At 36.8% G+C, this 15,567-nt stretch carries 12 protein-coding genes, 2 tRNA genes and 2 rRNA genes; 13 read left to right on the top strand and 3 right to left on the bottom strand.

The features are described 5' to 3' along the window. The first annotated feature begins 58 nt into the window (after positions 1-58). Positions 59-943, top strand: a complete 885-nt coding sequence (locus AC8IG9_RS05760; RefSeq protein WP_507425843.1) for a cation diffusion facilitator family transporter — start codon at positions 59-61, stop codon at positions 941-943. A 2-nt stretch (positions 944-945) separates the two neighbouring features. Here the strand turns inward: AC8IG9_RS05760 and AC8IG9_RS05755 are convergent, their stop codons facing one another. Then, positions 946-2,046: an alkene reductase gene (locus AC8IG9_RS05755; RefSeq protein WP_507425842.1), complete on the bottom strand. Its 1,101-nt coding sequence runs from the start codon at positions 2,044-2,046 to the stop codon at positions 946-948. Positions 2,047-2,132: 86 nt separating this feature from the next. Here AC8IG9_RS05755 and AC8IG9_RS05750 point away from each other — a divergent pair, with 86 nt between their 5' ends. Genes AC8IG9_RS05750 through AC8IG9_RS05740 form a run of 3 tightly spaced genes read left to right on the top strand, consistent with a single transcriptional unit; the run spans position 2,133 to position 3,542 of the window. Then, complete coding sequence (locus AC8IG9_RS05750; protein WP_507425841.1) at positions 2,133-2,543, top strand: (deoxy)nucleoside triphosphate pyrophosphohydrolase; 411 nt, start codon at positions 2,133-2,135, stop codon at positions 2,541-2,543. Next, positions 2,515-3,069 (top strand): DUF3833 domain-containing protein, encoded by a 555-nt coding sequence (locus AC8IG9_RS05745; RefSeq protein WP_507425840.1) that lies wholly within the window; start codon positions 2,515-2,517, stop codon positions 3,067-3,069. Before AC8IG9_RS05750 ends, AC8IG9_RS05745 begins: the two co-directional genes overlap by 29 nt. A gap of 38 nt (positions 3,070-3,107) precedes the next feature. Beyond that, positions 3,108-3,542, top strand: coding sequence for a DUF1178 family protein (locus AC8IG9_RS05740; RefSeq protein WP_507425839.1), 435 nt, complete (start codon positions 3,108-3,110; stop codon positions 3,540-3,542). Here the strand turns inward: AC8IG9_RS05740 and ubiG are convergent. Continuing rightward, positions 3,539-4,279 carry a bifunctional 2-polyprenyl-6-hydroxyphenol methylase/3-demethylubiquinol 3-O-methyltransferase UbiG gene (gene ubiG, locus AC8IG9_RS05735; RefSeq protein ID WP_507425838.1) on the bottom strand — a complete coding sequence of 247 codons (741 nt, stop codon included), beginning with the start codon at positions 4,277-4,279 and terminating at the stop codon, positions 3,539-3,541. The genes AC8IG9_RS05740 and ubiG overlap by 4 nt on opposite strands. 67 nt (positions 4,280-4,346) lie before the next feature. Here ubiG and AC8IG9_RS05730 point away from each other — a divergent pair, with 67 nt between their 5' ends. From AC8IG9_RS05730 to AC8IG9_RS05710, 5 genes are all read left to right on the top strand, one after another. Next, complete coding sequence (locus AC8IG9_RS05730) at positions 4,347-5,558, top strand: aspartate kinase (RefSeq protein ID WP_507425837.1); 1,212 nt, start codon at positions 4,347-4,349, stop codon at positions 5,556-5,558. Between the two features lie 6 nt (positions 5,559-5,564). After that, positions 5,565-6,671 (top strand): flavodoxin-dependent (E)-4-hydroxy-3-methylbut-2-enyl-diphosphate synthase, encoded by a 1,107-nt coding sequence (gene ispG, locus AC8IG9_RS05725; protein WP_507425836.1) that lies wholly within the window; start codon positions 5,565-5,567, stop codon positions 6,669-6,671. A gap of 6 nt (positions 6,672-6,677) precedes the next feature. Continuing rightward, the gene (gene prfA, locus AC8IG9_RS05720) at positions 6,678-7,754 is read left to right on the top strand and encodes a peptide chain release factor 1 (protein ID WP_507425835.1); all 1,077 of its coding nucleotides are present in this window, start codon (positions 6,678-6,680) and stop codon (positions 7,752-7,754) included. Positions 7,755-7,759: 5 nt separating this feature from the next. Continuing rightward, a complete protein-coding gene (prmC, locus tag AC8IG9_RS05715) occupies positions 7,760-8,608 on the top strand; it encodes a peptide chain release factor N(5)-glutamine methyltransferase (protein ID WP_507425834.1) in 849 nt (282 codons plus the stop codon). Between the two features lie 118 nt (positions 8,609-8,726). Then, positions 8,727-9,164, top strand: coding sequence for a DUF4167 domain-containing protein (locus AC8IG9_RS05710; protein WP_507425833.1), 438 nt, complete (start codon positions 8,727-8,729; stop codon positions 9,162-9,164). A gap of 10 nt (positions 9,165-9,174) precedes the next feature. On the opposite strand, the gene AC8IG9_RS05705 is transcribed toward AC8IG9_RS05710, so the two are convergent. Further along, positions 9,175-10,470, bottom strand: a complete 1,296-nt coding sequence (locus tag AC8IG9_RS05705) for a M23 family metallopeptidase (RefSeq protein WP_507425832.1) — start codon at positions 10,468-10,470, stop codon at positions 9,175-9,177. A gap of 403 nt (positions 10,471-10,873) precedes the next feature. Between AC8IG9_RS05705 and AC8IG9_RS05700 the strand changes: the two genes are divergently transcribed. The 4 genes from AC8IG9_RS05700 (at position 10,874) to AC8IG9_RS05685 (ending at position 15,511) form a co-directional block, all read left to right on the top strand. Further along, positions 10,874-12,359: ribosomal RNA gene (locus AC8IG9_RS05700) — 16S ribosomal RNA — on the top strand. A gap of 113 nt (positions 12,360-12,472) precedes the next feature. Further along, positions 12,473-12,549, top strand: a tRNA-Ile gene (locus tag AC8IG9_RS05695). 9 nt (positions 12,550-12,558) lie between these two features. After that, positions 12,559-12,634 (top strand) — tRNA-Ala (locus tag AC8IG9_RS05690). Positions 12,635-12,755: 121 nt separating this feature from the next. After that, positions 12,756-15,511: ribosomal RNA gene (locus AC8IG9_RS05685) — 23S ribosomal RNA — on the top strand. The 16S and 23S rRNA genes sit together here with 2 tRNA genes alongside, the layout of an rRNA operon. Positions 15,512-15,567 lie beyond the last annotated feature (56 nt).

Raw genomic sequence — 15,567 nt, 5'->3', positions numbered from 1 at the left:
AGAGCAAAGTTTATTTAATCAAATAAATAAATAAGGTAGTAATAGCTTAGATTAAAAAATGTCAGATTCTTTAAGGAATTATATAAGAAAAAGAAAAGTAGCTAATAAGAGCACCTGGGTGAGTGTTGTTGTAAATTTCTTTCTGGTTATATTTCAAATCTTTGTAGGTTTTTTTTCAAGATCTTCAGCGTTAATAGCGGACGGTTTGCATACCTTAGCTGATATGCTGTCAGATCTAATTGTTTTAATTACAAGTTCTAAATCTTTAAATCCCCCAGATGATGATCATAACTATGGTCATCAAAGATATGAGAATGCAGTTAGTTTATTTCTTGGGATTTTATTATTAGGGGTAGGTCTTGGAATGATTTGGGCGGCATCGAGAAAACTTGAACAGCCAAGTTTAATTGTTCCGGTTCATAAAGTAGCTTTATTTGCTGCAGTTATTTGTCTTGTTATTAAAGAATTATTATTTCGATATTTAATGAGCGTTGCAAAGAGAGCGCAATCCACTTTGCTTATGGCAAACGCTTGGCATGCACGTTCGGATGCCGCCTCTTCATTAGTTGTTGCAGTTGGAATTGCTTTTAATCTTTTGGGGTTTTTAACTTTCGATATTATTGCAGCAATTATTGTTGGAATTATGATTTTAAAAATGGGTTGGGATTTTAGTTATGAAGCAATGCATGCTTTAACCGATAAAGCAGTTGATAAAGATGCAGCTGATAATATTAGAAAAACTATATTAGAAACCCCCGGGGTTGTTAATGTTCACGATCTTAGAACAAGAAAAGTAGGGGATAGTATTATTGCAGATGTTCACATCGAAGTTAAAGGAACTTTATCTGTCACCGAAGGCCATGCCATTGCAGTTGAGGCAAGAAATAGAGTTATGGAACGTCATAGGGTTTTAAACCTGATGACACATATTGATCCAGTTTAAAACTAACTTAGAGCGGGATAATCCGTATAACCTTTTTCAGCACCACCATAAAAAGTTTCTCGTTTATAAGGATTTAAAGTTGCATTCGTTTTAATTCGTTTTGGCAAATCTGGATTTGCAATAAAAATTCTACCAAAGGCAACTGCATCTACATCATTATTTTCAACTGCTTTTTTTGCATCTTCTGGAGTGTAACCGCCAGCAGAAATAAATGCGCCTTTAAATTTATTTCTAAATAATTTTGTAGTTGAAGGAGCGCTAGTATTTACAGCATCACCACCACCAGCTGATGTCGCTCTAGGTTCAATCATATCAAGAAATGCAATTTGTCTTTGGTTTAGTTGGTCAATAACGTAATTAAATAATTCTACGGGATTAGAGTCACTCATGTCGTTAAAAGTTCCATAAGGAGAAAGTCTCACACCAACCCTATCTTTAGCCCAAACACTTATAACACCATCTAATACTTGAAGTGGAAATTTAGCTCTATTTTGAGCAGATCCGCCAAACTCATCTGTTCTTTTGTTGCTTCCGTCTTGTAAAAATTCATCAAGCAAATATCCATTTGCCATATGAACTTCAACACCATCAAAGCCAGCTTCTTTTGCATTTTTTGCAGCGTTTACATAATCCTGAACAATTCCAGGAAGCTCAGATGCTTCTAATGCTTTTGGAGTTAAAATAGCAGTTGGTTTCCAATCAGCAGTATAAGTTCCAGAATCTTTAGCAGCGATTGCAGAAGGGGCCACAGGTAATCCCCCATTAGGTTGATGCGATGAATGAGAAATTCTACCTACATGCCATAATTGTAAAAAAATATGTCCACCATTTTTATGAACAGCTTCTGTAACTATTTTCCATCCTTGAATTTGTTCTTTACTATGAATGCCAGGCGTTGCTGGATAACCTTGACCTTGCTGAGAAACTTGAGTTGCTTCACTGATAATAAATCCCGCTGATGCACGTTGCGCATAATAAGTTGCATTAAGTTCCCAAGGAATATTACCCGGTTGTTTGCTTCTCATACGAGTTAGCGGAGCCATAATAATTCTGTTTGGAAGTGTTAAATTACCTATATTTAGATTGTCAAAGATTGTTGGCATATGTTTCTGATAGATTGAGATGTTATATAGGTATCATAGAAACGAATGTCAATTTTGTTAATATTAAATATTTATTAAATTTTTTTATGAAAATAACCTACGTTGCATCATGCTTACTTAAAAAAGCTAATAAGATTTTAATTACTAGCAGACCAGAAGGTAAACTTTTAAGTGGATATTGGGAGATACCAGGCGGAAAGGTTTTTAATAATGAATCTTTCGAAGATTGCGCTGTTCGAGAGTTATATGAAGAAATAGGAGTTACTATAAACAAAGAGGATTTAAAAAATATAGATCTAATTACTCATCGTTATAAAAATAATATAATCATTATGATGATTTATCTGGTAGAATATTGGTCTGGAAAGATTAAGCTTAAAGAAAAACAACAATTGAGCTGGATAACTAATAAACAAATTAAACAGTTTAATTTTTTACCAGGTAGCCAGACTGTTTTTGATAGAATTTATGGAAACTATTACAAATTTTTTAAATAAAAAGTTGAGAATATTATTTATATTTTTTATTTTTTTTAGTGTAACACAGTGTTCAACTATGAAATTAGAACAGTTTCAAAATAATAAACCTGAATTTAAATTAGAAGAGTATTTTAAAGGCAAAACAGTTGCGCGCGGAGTATTCGAAGATCGTTTTGGCAACATTAAGAAAAGTTTCAAAGTTGATATCGATGGAACTTGGGATGGAAAATATTTAATCATGAAGGAGAATTTTATTTATGATGATGGAACTAAAGAATACAGAGAATGGAAACTCGAAAAAATTGGCTCTAATCAATACCAAGGTTACGCAAATGGAGTTATAGGTCTTGCCTCGGGCTCAACTTCTGGAAATGCATTTAATTGGAAATACGATTTTGATCTTCCGATTGGCTCTAGTAAATACAAGGTAAGCTTCGATGATTGGATGTTTTTACAGGACAATAATTATTTAGTGAACATTGCAACCATGTCAAAATTTGGAATAACGCTTGGAAAGGTTATTCTATTCTTCAATAAAAACTAACGTATTGAAATTAAAATAAACGTTACTACATTAAGCACATGATTAAATATAACCTTGAATGTTCTTGCGGTGAAACTTTTGAAAGTTGGTTTCAAAATTCAAATGAATATGAAAAATTATTAAAAAAGCATTTAATAAGTTGCTACGTTTGTGGCGGGTCAAAGACTGTTAAAAAAAGTTTAATGGCACCAAGTGTTGCTACTTCTAAAACTGCTTCTGCTGAAAAAGATGTTGAACAGAAAAAAGAATTTTTAAAAAATGTAAAAAGCAAAATCAAAGAACTTAATGATTATGTTGCTAAAAATGCTGAATATGTAGGAGACAAGTTTGTATCTGAAGTTAGATCTATTCATTACGATAAAAAGAAAAAAAGAAATATTTATGGCAACGCAACTTTAGAAGAGACTAAAGAGTTACAAGAAGAGGGGATTGATGTTGCAACTATTCCTTGGGCGCCAAAAGAAGACGCTTAATTTTTTTTAAAACTGACTGCATAATTAACGTCAGTATCTTTACTTTTTTGCCAATCTCTTAAAATAATATTAAATTTAAAACCCACGGTCTCATAAAGATCTAATTTATATTTTAAAGCGTTTGAGATGATTTCATCTGGTTTTAAAAACTTATTCCAGTCATGCGTTCCTTTTGGAAGCCAATTTAAAATGTATTCTGCGCCTACAATTGCAAATAAAAATGATTTAACAGTTCGATTAAGCGTTGCAAAAAATATGATGCCATCTTTTTTTAATAATTTGGCACAAGTTTTTATAAAGAAATCAACGTCAGCAACATGCTCAATAATCTCAAGACATAAAACAACATCAAACTTTTGATTTAGCTTTTCAGGAGTTGAACAAATGTAATTAATCTTTAAATTCATCTGTTCAGCATGAAATTTAGCAACATTGATATTCTTTTCAGAGGCGTCAATGCCTGTTACTTTTGCGCCAAGGCGTGTCATCGGTTCAGCAACTAAGCCACCACCACAGCCTACATCAAGCAAAGTTAATTTTTTGAATGGATTGGATCCTTTGGACAATATCGAGAAGTGATTTTTAATTTGGTTTACTAAATATTCTTGTCTTGTGGGATTAAATTTATGCAATGGTGCAAATTTTCCATTTGGGTCCCACCATTCAGAAGCCATTTCTGAGAATTTATTTATTTCTCGCTGATCATCTGTTTGATTCTTTTTATTATTTATTTTCATTTTCTTGCGAATTATTTAACATAGGAGTAATTATAAATCTAAATTTTTAAGATATTAATTGAGATCCATGAGTAAAATCATAGTTAAGTTCGGCGGTACTTCTGTTGCAAACACAGAAAAAATTTTAAACGCTGCAAAGCTTATAAAAAGTAAAGCCGATGAAGGACATAAAGTTGTCGTTGTTGTGTCCGCAATGGCTGGAGTTACAAACGATTTAATAAAAAAATCAAAAGAAATAGATCAAGATTTTGATTTAGAAGAATATGATGCATTATTATCGACTGGCGAACAAGTTACCTCAACATTATTTGCTGCAGCTTTAAAGAAGCTTGGTCTTAAATCAAGATCATGGTTAAGTTGGCAGATCCCAATAGTAACGGAAGGTTTCCATTCTAACTCTAGAATTGTTTCAATAGAAACTACTAAATTAAATAAAGCATTAGACCAAGGACAGATACCAGTAGTTCCTGGCTTTCAAGGAGTGTCAAAAGATTTTAGACTTTCAACATTAGGTAGAGGCGGATCAGACGCATCAGCTGTTGCGCTTGCTAAATGCTTAGGAGCAGATTACTGCGAGATTTATACAGATGTGGATGGAGTTTACACAACAAATCCAGCCATCAATCCTAAGGCAAAAAAAATTGAAAAAATTTCTTATGAAGAAATGTTGGAGATGGCATCTCTTGGTGCAAAAGTTATGCAAAGTAATTCTGTTCAACAAGGTATGATGAATGATGTAGAAATTCACGTACGTTCAACATTTACAAATAGAGAAGGCACTAGCATTACAAGCGATGATAAAATTTCTTATGACAAAGTCATTACAGGTGTTGCTTATTCCAAGGATGATGCAAAAATAACTCTAATAGGCGTTGAGGATAAACCTGGAATTGCAGCTAGTATTTTTAAACCATTATATGAAAATAATATTAGCGTTGATATGATTGTACAAAACGTATCGGCAGATAACAAAAAAACTGATGTTACGTTTACTATTAAGAGAGATGATTTAGAAAAATCAGTTACTCTTATAAAAAGTAATACAGATCTTAAATTTGAGAAAATTACATTTGATGACAAAGTTGCAAAAGTTTCAATCGTTGGTGCTGGAATGATTACGCACCCGGGTGTTGCCTTCAAAATGTTTAAAGCTTTGTCTAATCAAAATATAAATATTTTAGTAATCTCAACATCAGAAATTAAAATCTCCGTTTTAATAGAAGAAGATCAGACGCAAAAAGCTGTAGTTGCAATTCATACTGCATTCGATTTAGATTAAATTTTTATGAGCAGCATTAGACCATTTAGGGAAATCTTAAGGAGAAAGACTAGAAAAATTAAAGTAGGAAATGTCTATGTCGGTGGTGATGCTCCGATATCAGTTCAGTCCATGACTAATACTTTAACAACAGATGCTAAAGCAACAATACAACAAATTAATCAAATAGCTGAAGCAGGCGCCGATATTGTAAGAGTTTCTTGTCCAGATGAAGAATCTACTCACTCCTTAAAAGAGATTATCAAACATGCAAATGTTCCAATCGTTGCCGATATTCATTTTCATTATAAAAGAGCAATTGAGGCAGCAAAGGCCGGAGCAAGTTGTCTCAGAATAAATCCTGGAAATATTGGCTCTAAAGATAGAGTTAAAGAGGTTGTAAAAGCTGCAAAAGATTTTGGTTGTTCAATTCGAATTGGAGTTAATGGCGGATCTATCGAACAAGATTTATTAGAGAAATATAAAGAGCCTTGCCCAGAAGCATTAGTTGAAAGCGCTGAAAGAAATATAAAAATTTTAGAAGATTTGGATTTCTTTAATTTTAAAATAAGCGTTAAAGCTTCAGATATTTTTTTAGCGGTTAACGCTTACAGGCAACTTTCTAAAAAATGTGACTACCCACTCCATCTAGGAATCACAGAGGCTGGAAGTTATTATGCAGGAACTATAAAATCTTCAATAGGAATTGGAATGTTATTAAGCGAAGGTATAGGAGATACTATAAGAATTTCTCTTTCTTCAGATCCAGTTAATGAAGTTAAAGCGGGACTTGAAATATTAAAAAGTTTAAATTTAAAAAATAGAGGTGTTAAAATAATTTCTTGTCCTTCATGTGCTAGACAGGCCTTTGAAGTAATTAAGACTGTCGAGGTTTTGGAACAGAGATTGTCACACATTAAAGAACCTTTAACCCTTTCCATTATTGGCTGTGTCGTGAATGGACCAGGTGAGGCCTCGCAAACTGATATTGGTCTTACCGGAGGTGGCAAGGGGAATAATATGATTTACTTATCAGGTCTAGCAGATCATAAAGTGCCTAGTGAAAAAATTATTGATCATATTGTAAGTCTCGTTGAGAAAAAAGCAGAGCAAATTAGAAATCAAGCACTTTAAATTTAAATGATACCCAGAGATAAAGTCGAGAACATCGTTAATAGATTCAATGAGCTTGAGCTTATTTTAGCAAAGCCAGATCTTAAAAAAGAAGAATTTGTTAGCAATTCAAAAGAATACTCAAGTCTTAATGACATAATAACTTTTGCAAGAAGTTATTTAAAAGTTTTAGACGATCTAAAAAATACTAAAAATATTTTAGAAGATAAGGCCACAGATAAAGAATTTTATGAAATGGCTGAGATTGAACTTAAAGAGTTAAAAAAAGAAGAGGAAGAATGTGTAAAAAGATTAAAAGTTTTTTTACTTCCAAAAGACGAAGCGGATGAGAAAAACGCTATTATCGAAATAAGAGCTGGTACAGGCGGTCAAGAAGCTGCTTTATTTGCAGCAGACTTGTTTAATATGTATCAAAAAGTTGCTGTTTTAAATGGTTGGAAAGTTGAAATCATAAATTTATCAAACAGCGAAGGTGGTGGTTATAAAGAAATTATTGCATCCATAGTAGGAAGAAATGTTTTCTCTAAATTAAAATTTGAATCAGGAGTTCACAGAGTTCAGCGTGTACCAGATACAGAAACTCAAGGAAGGATTCATACTTCAGCCGCAACCGTTGCAGTTTTGCCCGAGGCTGAAGAAGTGGATGTAAAAATTAATGATGCAGATTTAAGAATTGATGTTTTTAGATCGAGCGGTCCCGGCGGACAATCAGTTAATACGACAGACAGTGCCGTCCGAGTAACGCATATTCCATCTGGAATTGTGGTTTCTCAACAAGATGAAAAATCACAACATAAAAATAAAGCTAAAGCTTTAAAAATTTTAAGATCTAAACTTTACGATTTACAAAGATCTCAACAAGAGAGTGAAAGAGCAAAAGCTAGAAAGAGCCAGATCGGAACAGGAGATAGATCAGAAAGAATTAGAACTTATAATTTCCCCCAAGGCAGAGTGACTGATCATAGAATTAATATGACGCTTTACAAATTAACAGATTTTTTAGCAGGGGATGCGTTTAAAGAATTGTCCGATGCAATACAAATTCAGTTCCAAGAAGAGCAATTAGAAAACTTAAAGATTTGAAATATATGTTAATTAATGAAGCAATAAACTTTGCTGAGCAAGAATTAAAAAAGACTAATAATCTAAATTCAAGATTAGATTCTGAAATTTTAGTTTCTCATTTAATAAATATTCCAAGAGAAAATATATATTCTAAATTAAAAGAAGATCTTCAGCTTGATAATTTTGAAAAATTAAAACAACTAGTAAATAGGAGAGTAAAGAAAGAGCCTATTGCCTATATCTTGAATAATAAAGAATTTTGGAGCAGTAATTTTTATGTGGATCGTTCAGTATTGATCCCAAGACCTGAAACTGAAGTTTTGATTGATCTATTATTATCTAAAATTACTAACAAGAATAAATATTTAGATGTTTTGGATATAGGAACGGGCTCTGGTTGCATTTTAATTTCACTATTAAAAGAGTTAACGAAGGCTAAGGGAGTGGGTGTAGATAAATCATCAAAAGCAATTGCTATTGCTAAAAAGAATTCTTTTTCAAATAAAATTCACAATAGAATATGTTTTAAAAATATTAGTTTAGAGCAGATAAATTTTGATAAAAAATTTGATATTATTGTCTCTAACCCTCCTTATTTATCTAATGTTTCATTAAAAAATTTAGACTTTGATATTAGACTTTATGAGCCGAAAGTCGCACTGCAGGGAGGTGTTCAAGGAGTTGATTTATTGAATAAGATTATATATTTAGCCTCGAAGATTTTAAAAATAAATGGTTTGCTAGCTTTAGAAATTGGTGATAATCAGTTCCACATATTAGCGAAATATTTAAAAGAAAATCGCTTTAAAATTTTAAAGAAATATACTTTAATTAACAAACAGGTTCGTTGTTTATTAGCAACTAAACTTTAAAAAAAATAAGAATAACTAATAATTGACATTAAATGTGATCTATGGAAGTTTAGAGACTTCCCTGAAATTAAAATAAAAAAAATCAAACAACTTTAGAATAATTTAATTTAAATAATTGATGAATAGTTTTGTAAGAAGACCACCTAGAAGACGTCCTGAGCAAAGAAGTGGGGGCATGAGAAGACCTGGCGGTAGCAATGGTTTTAGAAGTAACCGACCTCAAAATATTGAACATTCTTTTAATAACAACGGTAACGGTGGTTATAGAAATAGTGGTTCAGCACACGGAGCTCATAAGCTGGTTGAAAAATATAACAATTTAGCAAGAGAGGCTCTTGCAAGTGGAGATATAATATTAGCTGAAAATTATTATCAACACGCAGACCATTATATAAGAATGTCTCCTACCCAAATTAGACCTGATAGAAATAACAGCGAAACGTCAGAAACGGCAGAGCCAGTAGAGATTATTAATAAAATTCCTGGTGTTCATTTAGACGAACCGGCAGCAACAGTTGCGGCCAATAGTTCAGAGCCAGTGGACGGAAATTCTTAAGTTTAAAACCCTATTTCTTTTTAACCGCTTCAGCAATTAAACTCTCAATATTTCGTTTCTGTATTTCAAAAAAGTTTTTATTATTACCTTCCAGTGGGGCTGCTGAGGGAAGCTTAAGTGTTTGAGAGTTTTGTTTTTTTCCACCTACAACAACTTCATAATGCAAGTGAGGACCTGTTGAACTTCCTGTACTTCCTAAATATCCAATCACTTGTCCCTGTTGAACTCTAGCTCCTCTTCTTATTCCTTTAGAATAATCAGAAAGATGGGCGTAATTAGTTTGGTAAGTAGAACTGTGTCTGATGGTTATAAATTTTCCATAGCCGCCTTTCCAGCCAGCGTACTCAACTACACCAGCCCCTGAAGCCATGACTGGTGTACCAACGGCCGCCGCAAAATCTGTTCCTTGATGCATTAAGTTATATCCAAGAATGGGATGAATTCTAAATCCGTAACGAGAAGATAATTTTGCTCCATTAATTGGAGTTCTCATTAAAGTTCTTTCAATACTTTTTCCTTCTGGAGTAAAATAACCAATAGCGCCATTTGGATATTCATATCGATACAAAATAATATTTTTATCGGAATTTTTTATTTCACTATAGATAATGTTACCCGTACGTTGAGCAACCCCATCATCATCTAAAAATCTTTCATAAAAGACTTTTATTTTATCATTATTTCTAAGATCACGCTGGAAATCGATTTCAAAACCATAAAGCCTTGCAAACTGAGCAACAATAGAATTTTCAATGCCAGACTGTTTTGCCGTACTGTAGATTCCTCGATCTATCGTTGTTTCAACAAAATGATTTTTCTTTGTTAAAATTTTGGTAATTCTTTTTGTTTCGTAGACGTTATCTTTATTTAAGAACACGTGAATTGAAGTGATGCCATCTATATTAACAGTTAGTCTTGAAAGAGAGTTTCCAGTTTTGTCTTTTTTTATAACCAAATAAACTTTTTGTTCATTTCTTAGAGTGCCTGCATTGTATTCTCTTCTTAAAGCATTCATGACATTGTTAACTTCATTAGATGGAATTTTTTGTTCATAAAGAATTCTTTGAATAGAGTCGCCGTTTCTTGCTTTGTATTCAATTTTTGCAGCGCCAGAATTAAATTGATTAAATAAAAAATTTTTAGCAGTTGTGAGATTGTCCTCTAGTTCTTGATTTTTACTGAAGCCTTCACCACTATGTTGTTCAAGAGATTTTGCTAAAAAAATAAAAATTAATACTATGGGAACGATCAAAAAAACTAAGCTCGGCTTGTAGCTAGGTCTGTAACTTAGTATCTTTCTATACATCTTGAGTTAAATATCTTATTAACTCTTTTGAGTCATTTCAAAGATCAATTTGAAGTTGTTTGGTGCTGGGATTCAAGTCAAAAACCCTTTATTTCCATTGATTTAAATAGCTAATAGCTGTGTTGACTTAGCAACATTTTAGACGTACATACATCGTCCCTTGCCCTGAATAATTAATTATTTAGGGGCAAATTAATAAAAATTTGAATAAGACAAAAAGAAATCCTAACAGATTTCTTGTTGTCTTGTTGAGCTCTTTAAAAACGTAAATTAGGAAGAGAAGCGTGGACGGCTATATTTGTAAAAAAATTTGGCTGTACACACTTCTATAAAAATACAAAAGTAATTTTGTACAAGCTGTTTTTAATTAAACAGATAGTAAAAGCTTGTGTACGCCGTTATTAAACTTGAGAGTTTGATCATGGCTCAGAACGTACGCTGGCGGCACGCCTAACACATGCAAGTCGAACGCAGTAGCAATACTGAGTGGCAGACGGGTGAGTAACATGTGGGAATCTGCCTTGTGGTTCAGGACAACATTGGGAAACCGATGCTAATACTGGATAAGCCCTTACGGGGAAAGTTTTAATGCCATAAGATGAGCCCGCATTTGATTAGTTAGTTGGTGAGGTAATGGCTCACCAAGACAATGATCAATAGCTGATCTGAGAGGATGATCAGCCACACTGGGACTGAGACACGGCCCAGACTCCTACGGGAGGCAGCAGTGGGGAATCTTGCACAATGGAGGAAACTCTGATGCAGCGATGCCGCGTGAGTGAAGAAGGCCTTTGGGTTGTAAAGCTCTTTTGTAGGGGAAGATAATGACTGTACCCTAAGAATAAGGTCCGGCTAACTTCGTGCCAGCAGCCGCGGTAATACGAAGGGACCTAGCGTAGTTCGGAATTACTGGGCGTAAAGCGCGCGTAGGCCGTTGAGTTAGTTAATTGTGAAATCCCAAAGCTTAACTTTGGAACTGCAATTAAAACTGCTCGACTAGAGTTTGATAGAGGAAAGCGGAATACATAGTGTAGAGGTGAAATTCGTAGATATTATGTAGAACACCAGTTGCGAAGGCGGCTTTCTGGATCAACACTGACGCTGAGGCGCGAAAGTATGGGTAGCAAAGAGGATTAGATACCCTCGTAGTCCATACCATAAACGATGATTGCTAGATGTTGGAAATTTATTTTCAGTATCGCAGCTAACGCATTAAGCAATCCGCCTGGGGAGTACGACCGCAAGGTTAAAACTCAAATGAATTGACGGGGACCCGCACAAGCGGTGGAGCATGTGGTTTAATTCGAAGATACGCGCAGAACCTTACCAACCCTTGACATGTCTGTCGCGAGTTTAGGAAACTAGACTTTTCGGTTCGGCCGGACAGAACACAGGTGCTGCATGGCTGTCGTCAGCTCGTGTCGTGAGATGTTGGGTTAAGTCCCGCAACGAGCGCAACCCCTACTTTTAGTTGCCATCAGGTCATGCTGGGCACTCTGAAAGAACTGCCAGTGATAAGCTGGAGGAAGGTGGGGATGACGTCAAGTCCTCATGGCCCTTACGGGTTGGGCTACACACGTGCTACAATGGTAGTGACAATGAGATGCAAAGTGGCGACGCTAAGCTAAACTCAAAAATCTATCTCAGTTCGGATTGCACTCTGCAACTCGAGTGCATGAAGCTGGAATCGCTAGTAATCGTAGATCAGCGTGCTACGGTGAATACGTTCCCGGGTCTTGTACACACCGCCCGTCACACCATGGAAGTTGGTTCTACCTTAAAGCAGATTGCTAACCGCAAGGAGGCGTTTGACCAAGGTATAGTCAGCGACTGGGGTGAAGTCGTAACAAGGTAGCCGTAGGGGAACCTGCGGCTGGATTACCTCCTTTCTAAGGACAGTTCGAAAGTTTACTTTTGAACTATCACTTAACATTGTACATTGTAGCCGTCCTCGTTTCTCTTCCTTATCTCTAATGTTTGTAAAAGAGTTCATTCAACGAAAGGGCCGGTAGCTCAGTTGGTTAGAGCACACCCTTGATAAGGGTGGGGTCGAAAGTTCGAGTCTTTCTCGGCCCACCATTTTTATTAGGGGGATTAGCTCAGCTGGTAGAGCGCCTGATTTGCATTCAGGAGGTCAGCGGTTCGATCCCGCTATCCTCCACCAAATTTTAGAGAAATTCTTTAACATTGTTAATTTGTATCAATATTTTTATATCCTTGTGAAAAATTTATTTTTCACAAATTTTAAAAATTCAATTTACACAGAAAAATTTTTTCTGTGCATAAATCAAGCGTTTAAGGGCGTCTGGTGAATGCCTTGGCACTGAAAGTCGATGAAGGACGTGATATACTGCGATAAGTTTCGGGGAGCTGTATGTAAGCTTTGATCCGGAAATTTCCGAATGGGAAAACCCAACTCTTTAAGAGTTATTTCAAACTGAATACATAGGTTTGAAAAGGCAACCTAGGGAACTGAAACATCTAAGTACCTAGAGGAAAAGAAATCAATTGAGATTCCGTCAGTAGTGGCGAGCGAACGCGGAACAGGCCTGTAGTTTTATTTGTACAACTAGAAAAACCTGGAAAGGTTTGCCATAGAGGGTGATAGCCCCGTAAAGGTAAAAGCAAATAAGATTCTTGAGTAAAGCGGGACACGTGAAATCCTGCTTGAAGATAGGGGGACCACCCTCTAAGCCTAAATACTCTTCAGTGACCGATAGTGAACTAGTACCGTGAGGGAAAGGTGAAAAGAACCCCTATTAGGGGAGTGAAATAGAACCTGAAACCGGATGCCTACAATCAGTCGGAGCTCTATATGAGTGACGACGTACCTTTTGTATAATGGGTCAGTGACTTTATCTGTGCAGCAAGCTTAAGCCGAAAAGGTGTAGGCGTAGCGAAAGCGAGTCTGAATAGGGCGATGAGTTGTACGGATAAGAACCCGAAACCTAGTGATCTAGTTATGAGCAGGTTGAAGGTAAGGTAACACTTACTGGAGGACCGAACCGGTGCCTGTTGAAAAAGGCTCGGATGACTTGTGATTAGGGGTGAAAGGCCAATCAAACTGGGAGATAGCTGGTTTTCCGCGAAAACTATTTAGGTAGTGCGTTGAATAATAAGATCTTGAGGGGTAGAGCACTAAATAGGCTAGGGGGAAGAAATTCTTACTAAACCTAATAAAACTCCGAATACTCAAGATTGTTTCTCAATAGACAGACGGTGGGAGCTAACTTCCATCGTCGAGAGGGAAAAAACCCAGACCACCATCTAAGGTCCCAAAATCGTAGTTAAGTGTGAAAGGATGTGAAGACTCCAAAACAGCCGGGAGGTTGGCTTAGAAGCAGCCATCCTTTAAAGAAAGCGTAACAGCTCACCGGTCTAATTAAGAGACTTTGCGCCGAAGATGTAACGGGGCTCAAACTACGTACCGAAGTTGTGGATTTAAAGTGTCTACGGACATTTTATCTGGTAGCGGAACGTTCTGTAAGTCTGCGAAGGGATACCCGCGAGGGGTCCTGGAGATATCAGAAGTGCGAATGCTGACATAAGTAGCGATAAACAGAGTGAAAGACTCTGTCGCCGAAAATACAAGGGTTCCTGCGTAAAGTTAATCTTCGCAGGGTTAGTCGGCCCCTAAGACGAGGGCGAAAGCCGTAGTCGATGGGAACAAGGTAAATATTCCTTGACCTGATGGTAGTGACGGATCTCGTATATTGTAAGTTCTTATTGGATTGAACTTGCCTTGAAGAGGTCCCAGGAAATAACTCCATCATTAAGACCGTACCCTAAACGGACACACGTGTATTGGTAGAGAATACCTAGGCGCTTGAGAGAATGATGTTGAAGGAACTCGGCAACTTGCCTCTGTAACTTCGGGATAAAGAGGGCCTTATTTTGCGCAAGCAGAGTAAGGTGGCACAAGCCAGGGAGTAGCGACTGTTTAACAAAAACACAGGACTCTGCTAACACGTAAGTGGATGTATAGGGTCTGACGCCTGCCCGGTGCCGGAAGGTTAAAGCAAGATGTGCAAGCATCGAACTGAAGCCCCGGTGAACGGCGGCCGTAACTATAACGGTCCTAAGGTAGCGAAATTCCTTGTCGGGTAAGTTCCGACCTGCATGAATGGCGTAACGACTGCTCCGGTGTCTCCAACATCAACTCAGCGAAATTGAATTCTCCGTGAAGATGCGGAGTTCCCGTGGTTAGACGGAAAGACCCCGTGCACCTTTACTACAACTTTACATTGGTATTAGAAATGACATGTGTAGCATAGGAGGGAGACTTTGAAGTGGTGGCGCTAGCTATCATGGAGTCGTCAGTGAAATACCTCTCTTGTTATTTTTGATATCTAACTCCATGCCGTCATCCGGCTGGAAGACACTGTATGGTGGGTAGTTTGACTGGGGCGGTCGCCTCCTAAAGAGTAACGGAGGCGTGCGAAGGTAGGCTCAGATCGGTCAGAAATCGATCGTTGAGTGCAATGGCATAAGCCTGCCTGACTGCAAGACTGACAAGTCAAGCAGAGTCGAAAGACGGTCATAGTGATCCGGTGGTTCTGAGTGGAAGGGCCATCGCTCAACGGATAAAAGGTACGCCGGGGATAACAGGCTGATACCCTCCAAGAGTTCATATCGACGAGGGTGTTTGGCACCTCGATGTCGGCTCATCACATCCTGGGGCTGGAGCAGGTCCCAAGGGTTTGGCTGTTCGCCAATTAAAGTGGTACGTGAGCTGGGTTCAGAACGTCGTGAGACAGTTCGGTCCCTATCTGCCATGGGTGTAGAAGAATTGAGAGGAGCTGACCTTAGTACGAGAGGACCGGGTTGGACGTATCACTGGTGGACCGGTTGTAGCGCCAGCTGCAGTGCCGGGTAGCTAAATACGGAAGAGATAATCGCTGAAAGCATCTAAGCGAGAAACTCACCTCAAAACTAGTTCTTCCTATAGAGCCGTCGTAGACTACGACGTTGATAGGACGGGTGTGGAAGCGTGGTAACACGTTAAGCTTACCGTTACTAATAGCTCAATTGGCTTGATTTATGCACTGAAAAAAATTTTAGATACAAATTACAATGTTTTAGACCTTAAAATAAATT

Source organism: Candidatus Allofontibacter sp. (genome assembly GCF_040404065.1).
Lineage (GTDB): Bacteria > Pseudomonadota > Alphaproteobacteria > Pelagibacterales > Pelagibacteraceae > Fontibacterium.
The sequence above is the reverse complement of the archived record's forward strand: the minus strand, read 5'-3'. Positions and strand labels throughout refer to the sequence as shown.

Excerpts from the sequence above, each read along its gene's own strand:
- AC8IG9_RS05760 (WP_507425843.1), top strand. The coding sequence starts at position 59 with ATGTCAGATTCTTTAAGGAATTATATAAGAAAAAGAAAAGTAGCTAAT.
- AC8IG9_RS05755 (WP_507425842.1), bottom strand. The coding sequence starts at position 2,046 with ATGCCAACAATCTTTGACAATCTAAATATAGGTAATTTAACACTTCCA.
- AC8IG9_RS05750 (WP_507425841.1), top strand. The coding sequence starts at position 2,133 with ATGAAAATAACCTACGTTGCATCATGCTTACTTAAAAAAGCTAATAAG.
- AC8IG9_RS05745 (WP_507425840.1), top strand. The coding sequence starts at position 2,515 with ATGGAAACTATTACAAATTTTTTAAATAAAAAGTTGAGAATATTATTT.
- AC8IG9_RS05740 (WP_507425839.1), top strand. The coding sequence starts at position 3,108 with ATGATTAAATATAACCTTGAATGTTCTTGCGGTGAAACTTTTGAAAGT.
- ubiG (WP_507425838.1), bottom strand. The coding sequence starts at position 4,279 with ATGAAAATAAATAATAAAAAGAATCAAACAGATGATCAGCGAGAAATA.
- AC8IG9_RS05730 (WP_507425837.1), top strand. The coding sequence starts at position 4,347 with ATGAGTAAAATCATAGTTAAGTTCGGCGGTACTTCTGTTGCAAACACA.
- ispG (WP_507425836.1), top strand. The coding sequence starts at position 5,565 with ATGAGCAGCATTAGACCATTTAGGGAAATCTTAAGGAGAAAGACTAGA.
- prfA (WP_507425835.1), top strand. The coding sequence starts at position 6,678 with ATGATACCCAGAGATAAAGTCGAGAACATCGTTAATAGATTCAATGAG.
- prmC (WP_507425834.1), top strand. The coding sequence starts at position 7,760 with ATGTTAATTAATGAAGCAATAAACTTTGCTGAGCAAGAATTAAAAAAG.
- AC8IG9_RS05710 (WP_507425833.1), top strand. The coding sequence starts at position 8,727 with ATGAATAGTTTTGTAAGAAGACCACCTAGAAGACGTCCTGAGCAAAGA.
- AC8IG9_RS05705 (WP_507425832.1), bottom strand. The coding sequence starts at position 10,470 with ATGTATAGAAAGATACTAAGTTACAGACCTAGCTACAAGCCGAGCTTA.